Here is an 11,680-nt window from a genome sequence, read left to right on the forward strand (position 1 = left end):
CTGGCGGCGTGGGGGGCCAGTTGGCGGCCGCAGTACATGCTCAGGGCGACCACGGCGGTGAAGGTGCCGCCCACCAGCAGGCCGCTGACGACCAGCCCGGTCAGCCCCGGTAACCAGGCGGGGGCGCTGACGCCCAGGGCCTGAACCACCAGTGCGGCCATAAGCGCGTTACGTTCGCTGGTGTGGCTGGCCAGTTTGCCCCACAGCAGGTTGGCGGGCACGGCGGCCAGGCCCACGGCCAGCCAGGTATAGAAGGCGGCGCTGTCCAGGCCGGGCAGTTGGGCTTTGGCGATCACCGGCAGGTAGGTGGTGCTGGTGATGTAGCCGAAGCCGGCCAGGGTATAGCTGGCGATCAGAAAGCCCAGGGCCGAGCGGTTCACCGGTGCCCGTTCGTGCTGGCTGTGTTTGGCGTGGGGCAGGGCGGGAATGCGGCGTAGCAGTGGCAGCAGGATCAGGGCCAGGGCGCCGCAGGCCAGCCACATGGTGGCGTAGCTGCCGCGCAGGCTTTCTATAAGGGCAACGGTGAGGGCGGCGATGCTGATGCCCAGGCCGATGCCGGCATAGTGAATATTGCCCAGCCGGGCACGCAGATGATTGGGCATGGCGCCCAGCACCAGGGCGGAACCGTTGACCATGATGATGGCGCTGGCGACACCGGCCAGGAACCGGTTGATGGCCCATGGCGTGAAGGTGGTGCTCAGGCCCATGAGAATGCTGGTGACTACGCTGACCCACAGGGCCAGCCAGAACGCCGTGCGGGCCCGGTGGGCGGGCACCGCCATGGCGAGCATGGCCCCGGCCAGGTAGCCGCCGTAGTTGATGGCCGCCAGGTAGCCGCCGCTGATGGCGGTGAGGGAGGTCTCGGCGATCATGTCGGGCAGGGCCGGGGTGAACAGGAAGCGGCCAATGCCCAGGGCAATCACCAGACTGAAGGCGCCGGCGATGGCGGTGAGCAGGTGATCTCTGTCTGTGTTCATCAACACGATTCCGTTTTGTCTGCTGCCAGGGCTGGTGCCATTCGCCTGCAGGCAGGCTCCTACTGTGTCTTTAGCGATTGTGGATCTGTGCCACCACCGCAATGGAGCGCGCAGCCTAACAGGCTGTGCCGTGTTCGGCTTCATCATTCGAATGATGTTCATTATTCATCGCAGTGATAAATGCGGCCTTGGTCGAAGGCAGTGCGTGCTTTTTTCACCAGGGCAGGGCAAAACGCGGGGTTTTTGGCGAAGACAATGAGCGGCACCGAAACCGTGATGCATTTTGGTGAGAAAGCCCTGACTCACAACAGTGCCTGCTGGGCGAAAACCGGGCGTTGATGTGGAGTCGGTTTGTGCCTGATATCGCTAACCCCATGAAAAATCAGTCTTTTAAAAACTGGCACAGCATTTGCCTTAAGACAGGGTAAGCACAACCACTGCGTTGTGCGCGAGATAACCATCTGTGTGGTCAACGGCGACCGCACTCCGATGCGAGCAAAGGCGCTCAAAGATTCCTGCCAATGGTGGCGGGACGCTTTGAGCGCTTTTTTTATGCCTGCAAAAAACGGGCTGAAGAGGGAAGGATGATGAAAGGTTTCAAGAAAACATTTCGTGGTGTGCTGGCTGCGATGACACTGGGCCTGTCAGCCACGTCCGTGGCGGACGATGCGGTGGGCTGGCCGGAAAAGGCCGACCTGAAGTTCGGCTTTATCAAGTTGACGGATATGGCCCCGCTGGCCATCGCCTACGAGAAAGGCTACTTCGAGGAAGAAGGCCTGTTCGTGACCCTGGAAGCCCAGGCTAACTGGAAGGTGTTGCTGGATCGGGTGATCGACGGTCAGCTGGATGGGGCTCACATGCTGGCCGGGCAGCCGCTGGGGGCGACCATCGGCTACGGGACCGAAGCCCATATTATTACTGCCTTCAGCATGGACCTGAACGGCAACGGCATCACCGTTTCCAATTCCGTCTGGGAAGAAATGAAAAAGCATATTCCCAGCAAGGATGGCAAACCGGTGCATCCGATCAAGGCGGACACCCTCAAGCCGGTGGTGGAGCAATACAAGGCAGCCGGCAAGGCATTCAAGATGGGCATGGTGTTTCCGGTGTCCACCCACAACTACGAGCTGCGTTACTGGTTGGCCTCTGGTGGCCTGAACCCGGGCTATTACGCGCCGCACAAGGGCGATACCAGCGGCCAGTTGCAGGCGGATGTGTTGCTGTCCGTGACGCCGCCACCGCAAATGCCCGCCACCCTGGAAGCCGGCACCATTCATGGCTATTGCGTGGGTGAGCCCTGGAACCAGCAGGCCGTGTTCAAGGGCATCGGTGTGCCGGTGATTACCGATTACGAAATCTGGAAAAACAATCCGGAAAAAGTCTTCGGGGTCAGCAAGTCCTGGGCGGAGGAATACCCCAACACCCACATCCGTGTGGTCAAGGCGATGATCCGTGCCGCCAAGTGGCTGGACGAGAACGACAACGCCAATCGTCCGGAAGCGGTGAAGATCCTTTCCCAGCCGAACTATGTGGGGGCGGATTATGACGTGATCGCCAACTCCATGACCGGCACCTTCGAATACGAAAAAGGCGACAAGCGTGAGGTGCCGGATTTCAATGTGTTCTTCCGCTACAACGCTACCTACCCGTTCTACTCCGATGCGATCTGGTACCTGACACAGATGCGCCGTTGGGGCCAGATCAGCGAGTCCAAACCGGATAGCTGGTACATGGATATCGCCAAGAAAGTCTATCGCCCGGACATCTATGCCCAAGCGGCCAAGTCACTGATCGCCGAAGGCAAAATCCCTGCGGACGAATTCCCGGATTTCGCCACCGAAGATGGTTTCAAACCACCGCAAAAAGGCTTTATCGACAACATCAGCTATGACGGTCGCAAGCCGAACGAGTATCTGGCGAAGTTTCCGATCGGTCTGAAAGAGGGCGACGCGCTTTAAGCGCTCGCCACCTGAGGAGAAGCAATCATGGTGACCCTGACTTTCCCAACCTGGATGGAACCCTACCGTGCATTGGCTACCGGCAAGATGACCGGTGACCAGTGGCAGGCCCTGCTACGTCAGTTGATATGGCCGGTGATGGGGATCGCGATCTTCCTGTTGCTCTGGCAACTGGCCGCTCAGCGGATCGACACCTCGCTGGGCCAGTTCCCTGGACCGGTTGATGTCTGGGAGCAGGCAGGGTCTCTGGTGGATGAACATCAGGCATCCCGTGCCAAGGAAGTGGCGTTTCACGAACGCCAGGAAAAGTACATTGCCGCCCGGTTGCAGCAACAGCCGGAGTGGGAGCCGGTTTACCGGGATTACACCGGTGCGCCGACCTTCTTTGATCAGATCGGAACCAGCCTGATCACGGTGATGAGTGGCTTCCTGCTGGCGTCATTGATTGCCATTCCTCTGGGCATCGTGATCGGTTTGAGCAGTACTGCCTACGCGGCCATGAATCCACTGATTCAGCTGTTCAAACCGGTCTCGCCGCTGGCCTGGCTGCCGCTGGTGACCATGGTAGTGAGCGCGGTGTATGTGACGGATGATCCGATGGTGGCCAAGTCCTTCCTGACATCCATGTTCACGGTGTCATTGTGCTGTCTGTGGCCCACATTGATGAATACCTCAGTGGGTGTGACATCGGTTAGCCAGGATCTGGTCAACGTGTCCAAAGTGCTACGTCTCAATGCACTGAGCCATGTCCGCAAGATCGTGCTGCCTTCTGCATTGCCGATGATGTTCACCGGTTTGCGCTTGAGCCTGGGGATTGCCTGGATGGTGCTGATCGCCGCAGAAATGCTGGCGCAAAACCCGGGCCTGGGGAAATTCGTCTGGGATGAATTCCAGAACGGCAGCTCCCAGTCCCTGGGCCGGATCATGGTGGCGGTGATCGTCATCGGCCTGATCGGTTTCCTGCTGGATCGCCTGATGCTGATGCTGCAGCGCGCGCTGGTGTGGGACAAATCTTCCGTGCAGCGCTAAAGGATAGGAGAAACGACATGAAAGCCTTACTGGAACTCTCCAACGTGGGCATGAAGTTCGACACGCCGAAAGGCACGTTCGAAGCGTTGAAAGATGTGAATCTGAAAATTGATGCCGGTGAATTCGTCTCGCTGATCGGCCACTCCGGCTGCGGGAAATCCACAGTGCTCAATATCGTCGCCGGCCTGTTACAGGCCACCGATGGCGGGGTGATTCTGGACAAGCAGGAAGTTACCGAACCCGGCCCCGAGCGGGCGGTGGTATTCCAGAACCATTCGCTGCTGCCGTGGCTGACGTCGTTCGAAAATGTGGAGTTGGCGGTCAAGCAGGTGTTCAAGAAAACCAAGTCGAAAGCCGAGATTCGTGACTGGGTGGAACATAACCTGGAGCTGGTGCACATGGCCCATGCCATGCACAAGAAGCCGGACGAAATTTCCGGTGGCATGAAGCAGCGCGTGGGCATCGCCCGGGCCCTGGCCATGCAGCCCCAGGTGCTGCTCATGGATGAACCCTTTGGTGCGCTGGATGCGCTGACCCGTGCCCACCTGCAGGATTCCCTGATGGAGATCCATGCTCAGCTGGGTACCACGGTGATCATGATTACCCATGATGTGGATGAGGCGGTGTTGCTGTCCGACCGTATTGTGATGATGACCAATGGGCCCTCCGCCACCATCGGCGAGATTCTGGACGTCAATGTGCCGCGTCCAAGGGACCGCCTGGCCCTGGCTGACGATCCCACCTTCGTCCGTTGTCGTCAGCAGGTGCTGCAATTCCTGTACGAGAAACAGCGCAAGGTGGAACCGCTGCCCAAGCGTACTGACGCTGCCACTGGCGCCGTGCGCAAACGGGCCTGATACCCGTTTATGACTGATTTTATTCGCCTGCTTTTTTCGCACACGGAAAAGCGGGCAGGGGGAAGGTGTGCCTGATGACAGCACATCACTGTTTTTTATTTTGGGAAATTACTTCGAGGAAACGACCATGAAATATTCTGCCATTGCCGCCGGCGTCATCCTGTCCACGCTCGGCTTTTCGGGGGCGGCTCACGCCGAAGACGATGCGTTTATCACCGCGTTGAAAGCCGGCAAGCCGCTGCTGAATCTGCGCTTGCGCCATGAGGAAGTGGATAGCGACGGTGCCGCAGAGGATGCCCAGGCACTCACCCTGCGCACCCGTCTGGGTTACCAGAGCGGCACGTTGCACGGTTTTGATGTGTTGGGGGAGTTTGAAGACACACGCATTGTCGGCAAGGTCGACAACTTTGCGCCGCACATGACCGGCTACCCGGTGATCGCCGATCCGGAAGTCACCGAGCTTAATCGCGCCGCAGTGCGTTATACCGGCAGCGATGCGCTCGACGGTCTGGTGGCCACCTATGGCCGTCAACGCATTATCTACGACAACGCCCGTTTCGTCGGCAACGTGGGCTGGCGTCAGGATGAGCAGACCTTTGATGGCGCCAAGGTGGATTACGGCACCGGTGATTTTTCTTTCTCCACGGCCTATCTCACCCAGGTAAACGGCATTACGCCCAAGTTCGATGCCAATGTGTCCAATACCCTGTTCAACGCCAGCTGGGCTGGTGCGCCGGGGGGATCCCTCACCGCCTACGGTTACCTGCTGGAAACCGATAACGTGCCCGATTCCGATAACGACACCTACGGTTTGCGCTATGCCGGTGCCTTCGATCTGGATGCCGTAAAGCTGCTTCTCACCCTGGAAGGCGCCCGCCAAGAGGTGGAAGCCGGCGATACCGACTACGTCTTCGCCGAAGTGGGCGCAGAAATGGCCGGGGTCACCGTGAAAGTGGCACAGGAAGTGCTGGGTTCGGATGACGGTCAGATTGCCTTCCAGACGCCGCTGGCTACCAAGCATGCCTTCAATGGCTGGGCGGACCAGTTCCTGGTAACCCCGGCGGATGGCCTGAAAGACAGCTTTGTCAGCGTCGGCACCAAACTGGCCGGATTCAAGCTGGCGGCGGTGTATCACGACTTCCAGGCCGAAGAGGGCAGCAGTGACTACGGCACGGAAACCAACCTGCTGGTGGCTCGCCCCATCGGCAAGCACTACGTGGTGGGCCTGAAATACGCCGACTACAGCGCCGATGATTTCGGCTCGGATACACAAAAACTGTGGGCCTGGGCAGAACTGAAGCTCTGATCCTGACTTCAGCAACCTTCATCAAAACCGTTACGGAGGTGAAAGGTGGAAGCACGGCAGTTTTTCCCTGACAGCGAGATTCCGCAAAGCGAAACCGAGCGGCCATTGATCATTGTTGGCAATGGCCCGGCGGGCATGCAGTGTCTGGTGGAGCTGCGCCGTCGTGGCGTTACCACGCCGGTCAAGCTGTTCGGCCAGGAAGACTGGGCGCCCTATGATCGCGTCAAGCTATCCACCTTTTTGTCCGGTTCCACCGGTTTTGATGATCTGACTAACCTGCCCGCCGAACTGGATGCGAACGTGGAGCATCTGGTGGGGCGGGCCATTATTGCAATCAACCCGGCGCGACGCTGGGTTGAGGACAGCCTTGGGCAACGCCATCCCTACGGTCGTTTGGTACTGGCGCTGGGGAGTGAAGCCCATATTCCCGGTATTCCCGGCGCCGAACTTTCCGGTGTGCTGCGTTTTCGCGATATGGATGATGCCCAGGCACTGATGGCACGCCGGCTGCGTAGCACTCATACCGTGGTGATCGGAGGTGGCCTGTTGGGCATTGAGGCCGCCCATAGCCTGTGCCGTTTTGGTACCAAAGTTACCCTGATACAACACGCCGACCGCTTGATGAACCGGCAACTGGATTCAGAAGCCGCCGACATGGTGGCCGACAACCTCGCCAGCGCGGGAGTGGATGTACGCCTGCTTGCCCGGGTGAAACGTGTGGAAGGTGTGGAGCGGGTGGAAGGGGTGCGCCTGGCAGACGATCAGTTGCTGCCCTGTGACACCGTGGTGTTTGCCACCGGCATTGCTCCGCGCACGGCGCTGGCCCAACGGGCGGGCATCACCGTGGCCAATGGTATTCGCGTCAATGCGGGTATGCAGACATCCAACCCCTATATCTATGCGGTAGGAGAGTGCGCCCAGTTTCAGGACCGGGTGTGCGGGCTGGTTATGCCAGCCCTGCAACAGGCTCGGGTGGCAGCGGCCAATCTGGCCGGGGAAGCGGTCAGCTACATGCCGGTGGCGGACAGCACCTGGCTCAAGGTGCTGTCGCTGGAAGTCTTCAGTGCCGGCCTGTTCAGTGATGAAGAGCGTGGCCTGGTGCATCGCACTCTGGTTTATCGCGACCGTGAAAAGGGCATCTATCGCGCGCTGATGGTGCGTACCGGGCGGGTGGTCGGCACGGTATCGGTGGGGCCCTGGCCGGAACGTCAACAGGTGCTCAATCGCATCCGCGATGGCAAGCGCCTGTGGCCCTGGCAGGTCGGCCGCTTTGTACTGACGGGAAATCCGGGTGACAGCAACGACCAATCCGTGGGGCAGTGGCCGACTGCGACGGTGGTGTGCCAATGCCGTGGCCTGACCCGCGGGCAGTTACAGGAATATCTGGATCGCGGCGTCACCGCGGTGACGGATCTGAAGCAGGCGAGTGGAGCTGCCACTGTCTGTGGCGGTTGCGAGCCGCTTCTGGACAGCCTTTGTGGCGGGCAGGGCGCTGCCAAACGGAGTGTGCCCGGCGGTCGAAGCCTGGCCATTATTGCCGCCCTGTCTGCTGTTTTCCTGGGGGGCGCGTTATGGCTTCCGCCACCGATGCCGGCCACGTCGGTATTGGAAATGGGGTTCTTCGAGCAGGTTTCCCGCAACCCTCTATGGCGACAGTGGAGTGGCTATGCAGTGCTGATCGCTTCACTGCTTTTACTGCTGATGTCATTGAAAAAGCGCTTTCCCGGTTTGCCGATGGGGGGATTCAGCGGGTGGCGTATTGCCCATGCCGCACTCGGGGCGATGGCGCTGGCGCTGCTTTACGGGCACACCGGTTTTTCCCTGGGGGACAACCTGAATCGCTGGCTGATGCTGAGCTTTCTGGGCGTGGGAATAGTGGGGATGACGGCAGCCCTGTTGACCCGGTTGCAGGGCTCGGTTCCGGCCATGGGGCGGCTGCGTCAGGGCAGTACCTGGTTGCATATTCTGGTGTGCTGGCCGCTACCTGCGCTGCTGGTGTTTCACATCCTGTCTGCGTACTACTTCTAGGGGAATGCCTGTGGGGAAGCCGGGGATCAAGACACTGTGGTGGGGGCTATGGCTGTTGGGGTCGCTGGCACTGGCGGCCTGGCTGGGCATGTCATTACTGGATAACGATGCTTCCAAGAGTGCCTTTCTTCCCGGTGCCATGACCCATGGCCATCACCAGATTGAGCTGCAATGCAGTGCTTGCCATGACGAAGGTTTCAATAGCCAGGATGTGCTGCAAAACGCGTGTGTGAATTGTCATGGTGAGCAGCTTGCTGATGCCAGGGACTCACACCCGAAATCCAAATTCACTGACCCGCGCAACGCTAACCGGTTGGCCAATGTGGACGCCCGCTACTGCGTGTCCTGTCATATGGAGCACCGGCCGGAGCTGGATGTGGGCATGGGAGTGACGTTGCCCATGGATATGTGTGTGCATTGTCATCAGGACATTGGCGAAGAGCGCCCCAGCCACCAAGGCATGACATTCGATACCTGTGCCAGCGCCGGCTGCCATAACTTCCATGACAACCTGGCGCTCTATGAAGATTTCCTGCTCGCCCATGCCGATGAGCCCTGGCTCAGTGAGCGCCCCCGCCTGACTCCCCGCAACCTGGCCAGCCGGATGAGCGACGCAGATCTGGTTGCCCTGATACAAGGTTCCGGGAAGCCGCCCGCAGACAAAACCGTGCCGGAGCACTGGGATGGCAACGCCCATGCGGAAGCCGGGGTGGCTTGTACCGCCTGCCATGGTGATGCCGATCAATGGGTCGACAAGCCAGCGCCGCTGCAGTGCGCCCAGTGTCATGAGCAGGAAAACGAGGGGTTCCTCCAGGGCCGCCACGGCATGCGACTGGCCATGGAGTTATCACCCATGACGCCATCGCAATCGATGCTGAACATGCATGTGGAAGCCAGCCACCGGGAGCTCACGTGTATCAGTTGCCATGGTGCCCATGATTTCGACACCCAAAAAGCTGCCGTGGATAGCTGCCTGGGCTGCCACAACGATGAACACAGCAACGAATACCTTCGCTCCAGCCACCACCGATTATGGCAAGCGGAAAAACGCGGCGAGCTGCCCCCTGGTAGTGGCGTGACCTGCGCCACCTGCCATATGCCCCGGGAAACCCATGGCGATGATGTGCTGGTGCAACACAACCAGAGCCTGACCCTGCGTCCGGTAGAAAAAATGATTCGCCCAGTGTGCATGCAATGCCACGGGCTGGAATTCGCCATTGATGCGCTGGCTGATCCGCATCTGGTGGAAAAGAACTTTCAGGGCAAACCCGAACACCATGTGCCATCGGTGGATATGGCTGTGGAGCGGGACAAGGCCCGGGAAGGAAAGCGAGGACCGTACTGATACTGATGTTTCATTCAGAGGTTCCTGAACCTGAGGAGGTAACACCCATGCAATATTCAAGAACGTTGTTCGCTACAGCCTTGGCCACACTACTGTTAAGTGCCTGCGGAGGCGGCCAGGAAAGCAAACCTGCCGTCGGTATCGATCCACAGGTCTATACCGATTCCCTGTTCGCAGTGATGAACGCGGACCGCACCAATTACACCAAGATGATCATCGGGCGATTGGGCCCGGCGGGTGCTGACAGCATCAAACCCCATGAGTACTGGGAAGACCTGGAAAACGGCGCACCGCTGCCGGCGCAGATGTTCCGTTACGGGGCGGAAGCGGTGGCCGAGGTATCCAGTGATTTCTCCTATTCCTTGCAGTCACTGTGGCCCATCAATTCACAAAATGCGCCCAAAACAGAACTGGAAAAAGAAGGCTTGCAGTACATCGTCGATAACCCGGGCAAGAACTTTTACGGCACCGAGGCTCTTGGCGACACGACCTACTACACGGCGGTATACCCGGATGTGGCGGTGGCCGCCCCGTGCGCGGCTTGTCACAACAACCACAAGGACTCTCCCAAAACGGATTTCGAGCTGGGCGATGTGATGGGTGGCGTGGTGATTCGCGTACCCATGTAACCGTCAACACCCTGCTTGCACGCTGTGCGTGCAAGCACTTACCCAATAGCGGGAGAAAGACCATGACACCGGAACATATTGCGCGGGTGCAGGCCAGCTGGCAGCAAGTGGAAGGCATTGCCGATCAGGCGGCCGCCCTGTTTTATCAGCGCCTGTTTACCCAGGCCCCGGAACTGGAACCACTCTTCAAGGGCAACATGGAAGAGCAGGGCAAGAAACTGATGAGCATGATTGGTGTGGCGGTAAAGGGGCTCGACAGGCTCGATACCATTGTGCCCGCCGTCCAGAAGCTGGGTGAACGCCATAAGGATTACGGCGTTAAACCGGAAGATTACGACGCCGTGGCGCAGGCCTTGCTCTGGACATTGGCGCAGGGCCTGGGCGACGCCTTCGATGCCGACACAGAATCGGCCTGGACAGAGGCCTATACCTTGCTGGCCAGCACCATGATTGATGCCGCGAACTACTGAGCCGCGAGGCGCCGTTTTGGCGCCGCAGAGTGCACCGCTATGGTGCGCTTTGCGGGGGGCCTTATGGTGAAAAAGGAATAGCAAACAAAAACAGTGGGTTAATAAACGAATGACTGGCACAACCGTTGCAAACCAATCCAGTAACACTCAATCCCCGGATGCTACCGACACTATGGCCCTGAAAATCATGCTGGTGGATGACCAGCCACCGCGCGCCGCCATTCTGGAGCGTGCCCTGATCGACGAAGGGCACGAGATCCTGTGTCGTCTGACCAGTGCTGCCGGGCTGGCGGAGAAGGTGCATTCCAGTAACCCGGATGTGGTGATCGTGGACATGGACGCGCCGGACCGGGACACCCTGGAAAGCATGGCCCTGGTGCAGCGGGATATGCCGCGCCCCATGGTCATGTTCTGCAACCAGGACGACGAGGATCTGATCGTGGCTGCCCTGCGTGCCGGCGTCAGTGCCTATGTGGCCGGGGAAACCGATCTGGCCCGGGTGCGTGGCGTGATGCGCGTGGCCACCGCCCGTTTCCGGGAATACCAGGCCCTGCGCGAAGAGCTGGAACAGACCCGCGAAGCGCTGGCAGAACGCAAGATCATCGAGCGGGCCAAGGGCCTGCTGATGCAACGCCGCCGCCTCAACGAGCAGGATGCCTACAGCACCCTGCGGCGCCAGGCCATGAATACCGGCCAGCCACTGATCCAGGTGGCCAGGTCGGTGCTGGATTATGCCGAGATGCTGAAAGCGCAGGGGTGATGGAATTGCCCAGCTTTCCCTGTGGGAGCGATGGTTCCATCGCGAATTTTTTTGCCCTTGAGCTGGGGGAGAGTCGCGGTCGCACCCGCAGAGCATAGCAAACGACCGGCCCCACAAAACTGGAGCGAGCATGAGAAGAGTGAGCCCATTGAGAAAATCGCGCAGCCTGATCGAGGCACCCACCAAAAAGGTATGGCGTGCTACACCGGCTGAAGGTGTTCAGGTGGTCAAGCGTCAGGCATCCAGCGTTCGCCGTCAGCCGCTGGCAGGCTGCTGAAAAACCCATTGCGAGCTCAGTCTTTCAGGCTGGCTCGTAATCTA

General features: G+C 59.5%; 11 protein-coding genes. 10 read left to right on the forward strand and 1 reads right to left on the reverse strand.

Going from position 1 to position 11,680, the window contains the following annotated elements; translation table 11 throughout:
- The coding region (locus HUJ17_RS10905) for a YbfB/YjiJ family MFS transporter (protein ID WP_290510717.1) at positions 1–977 on the reverse strand (977 nt) is incomplete at its 3' end.
- Between the two features lie 629 nt (positions 978–1,606).
- Between HUJ17_RS10905 and HUJ17_RS10910 the strand changes: the two genes are divergently transcribed.
- From HUJ17_RS10910 to HUJ17_RS10955, 10 genes are all read left to right on the forward strand, one after another.
- A complete protein-coding gene (locus HUJ17_RS10910; protein ID WP_290510723.1) occupies positions 1,607–2,935 on the forward strand; it encodes a CmpA/NrtA family ABC transporter substrate-binding protein in 1,329 nt (442 codons plus the stop codon).
- Positions 2,936–2,962: 27 nt separating this feature from the next.
- Entirely contained in the window at positions 2,963–3,964 is a 1,002-nt protein-coding gene (locus HUJ17_RS10915) for an ABC transporter permease (RefSeq protein WP_063508973.1), read from the forward strand.
- 17 nt (positions 3,965–3,981) lie between these two features.
- Positions 3,982–4,821: an ABC transporter ATP-binding protein gene (locus tag HUJ17_RS10920; RefSeq protein WP_063508974.1), complete on the forward strand. Its 840-nt coding sequence runs from the start codon at positions 3,982–3,984 to the stop codon at positions 4,819–4,821.
- A gap of 127 nt (positions 4,822–4,948) precedes the next feature.
- Positions 4,949–6,127 (forward strand): alginate export family protein, encoded by a 1,179-nt coding sequence (locus HUJ17_RS10925; protein WP_290510718.1) that lies wholly within the window; start codon positions 4,949–4,951, stop codon positions 6,125–6,127.
- 45 nt (positions 6,128–6,172) lie between these two features.
- Positions 6,173–8,155, forward strand: a complete 1,983-nt coding sequence (locus HUJ17_RS10930) for an FAD-dependent oxidoreductase (RefSeq protein ID WP_290510719.1) — start codon at positions 6,173–6,175, stop codon at positions 8,153–8,155.
- 10 nt (positions 8,156–8,165) lie between these two features.
- Positions 8,166–9,500 carry a cytochrome c3 family protein gene (locus tag HUJ17_RS10935; RefSeq protein ID WP_290510720.1) on the forward strand — a complete coding sequence of 445 codons (1,335 nt, stop codon included), beginning with the start codon at positions 8,166–8,168 and terminating at the stop codon, positions 9,498–9,500.
- A 47-nt stretch (positions 9,501–9,547) separates the two neighbouring features.
- Positions 9,548–10,129 (forward strand): DUF3365 domain-containing protein, encoded by a 582-nt coding sequence (locus HUJ17_RS10940; protein WP_103917990.1) that lies wholly within the window; start codon positions 9,548–9,550, stop codon positions 10,127–10,129.
- A gap of 62 nt (positions 10,130–10,191) precedes the next feature.
- Positions 10,192–10,599, forward strand: coding sequence for a globin family protein (locus HUJ17_RS10945; RefSeq protein WP_290510721.1), 408 nt, complete (start codon positions 10,192–10,194; stop codon positions 10,597–10,599).
- A gap of 172 nt (positions 10,600–10,771) precedes the next feature.
- Positions 10,772–11,359, forward strand: coding sequence for an ANTAR domain-containing protein (locus HUJ17_RS10950; RefSeq protein WP_035246751.1), 588 nt, complete (start codon positions 10,772–10,774; stop codon positions 11,357–11,359).
- 130 nt (positions 11,360–11,489) lie between these two features.
- Complete coding sequence (locus HUJ17_RS10955; RefSeq protein ID WP_290510722.1) at positions 11,490–11,636, forward strand: hypothetical protein; 147 nt, start codon at positions 11,490–11,492, stop codon at positions 11,634–11,636.
- Positions 11,637–11,680: the final 44 nt, after the last annotated feature.

Source organism: Alcanivorax sp., from assembly GCF_014762765.1.
In the GTDB taxonomy this organism is placed as follows: domain Bacteria; phylum Pseudomonadota; class Gammaproteobacteria; order Pseudomonadales; family Alcanivoracaceae; genus Alcanivorax.

Bases quoted from the DNA above. Each gene is read 5' to 3' on its own strand.
- HUJ17_RS10920 (WP_063508974.1), top strand. From the start codon at position 3,982: ATGAAAGCCTTACTGGAACTCTCCAACGTGGGCATGAAGTTCGACACG.
- HUJ17_RS10940 (WP_103917990.1), top strand. From the start codon at position 9,548: ATGCAATATTCAAGAACGTTGTTCGCTACAGCCTTGGCCACACTACTG.
- HUJ17_RS10945 (WP_290510721.1), top strand. From the start codon at position 10,192: ATGACACCGGAACATATTGCGCGGGTGCAGGCCAGCTGGCAGCAAGTG.
- HUJ17_RS10915 (WP_063508973.1), top strand. From the start codon at position 2,963: ATGGTGACCCTGACTTTCCCAACCTGGATGGAACCCTACCGTGCATTG.
- HUJ17_RS10955 (WP_290510722.1), top strand. From the start codon at position 11,490: ATGAGAAGAGTGAGCCCATTGAGAAAATCGCGCAGCCTGATCGAGGCA.
- HUJ17_RS10925 (WP_290510718.1), top strand. From the start codon at position 4,949: ATGAAATATTCTGCCATTGCCGCCGGCGTCATCCTGTCCACGCTCGGC.
- HUJ17_RS10910 (WP_290510723.1), top strand. From the start codon at position 1,607: ATGACACTGGGCCTGTCAGCCACGTCCGTGGCGGACGATGCGGTGGGC.
- HUJ17_RS10950 (WP_035246751.1), top strand. From the start codon at position 10,772: ATGGCCCTGAAAATCATGCTGGTGGATGACCAGCCACCGCGCGCCGCC.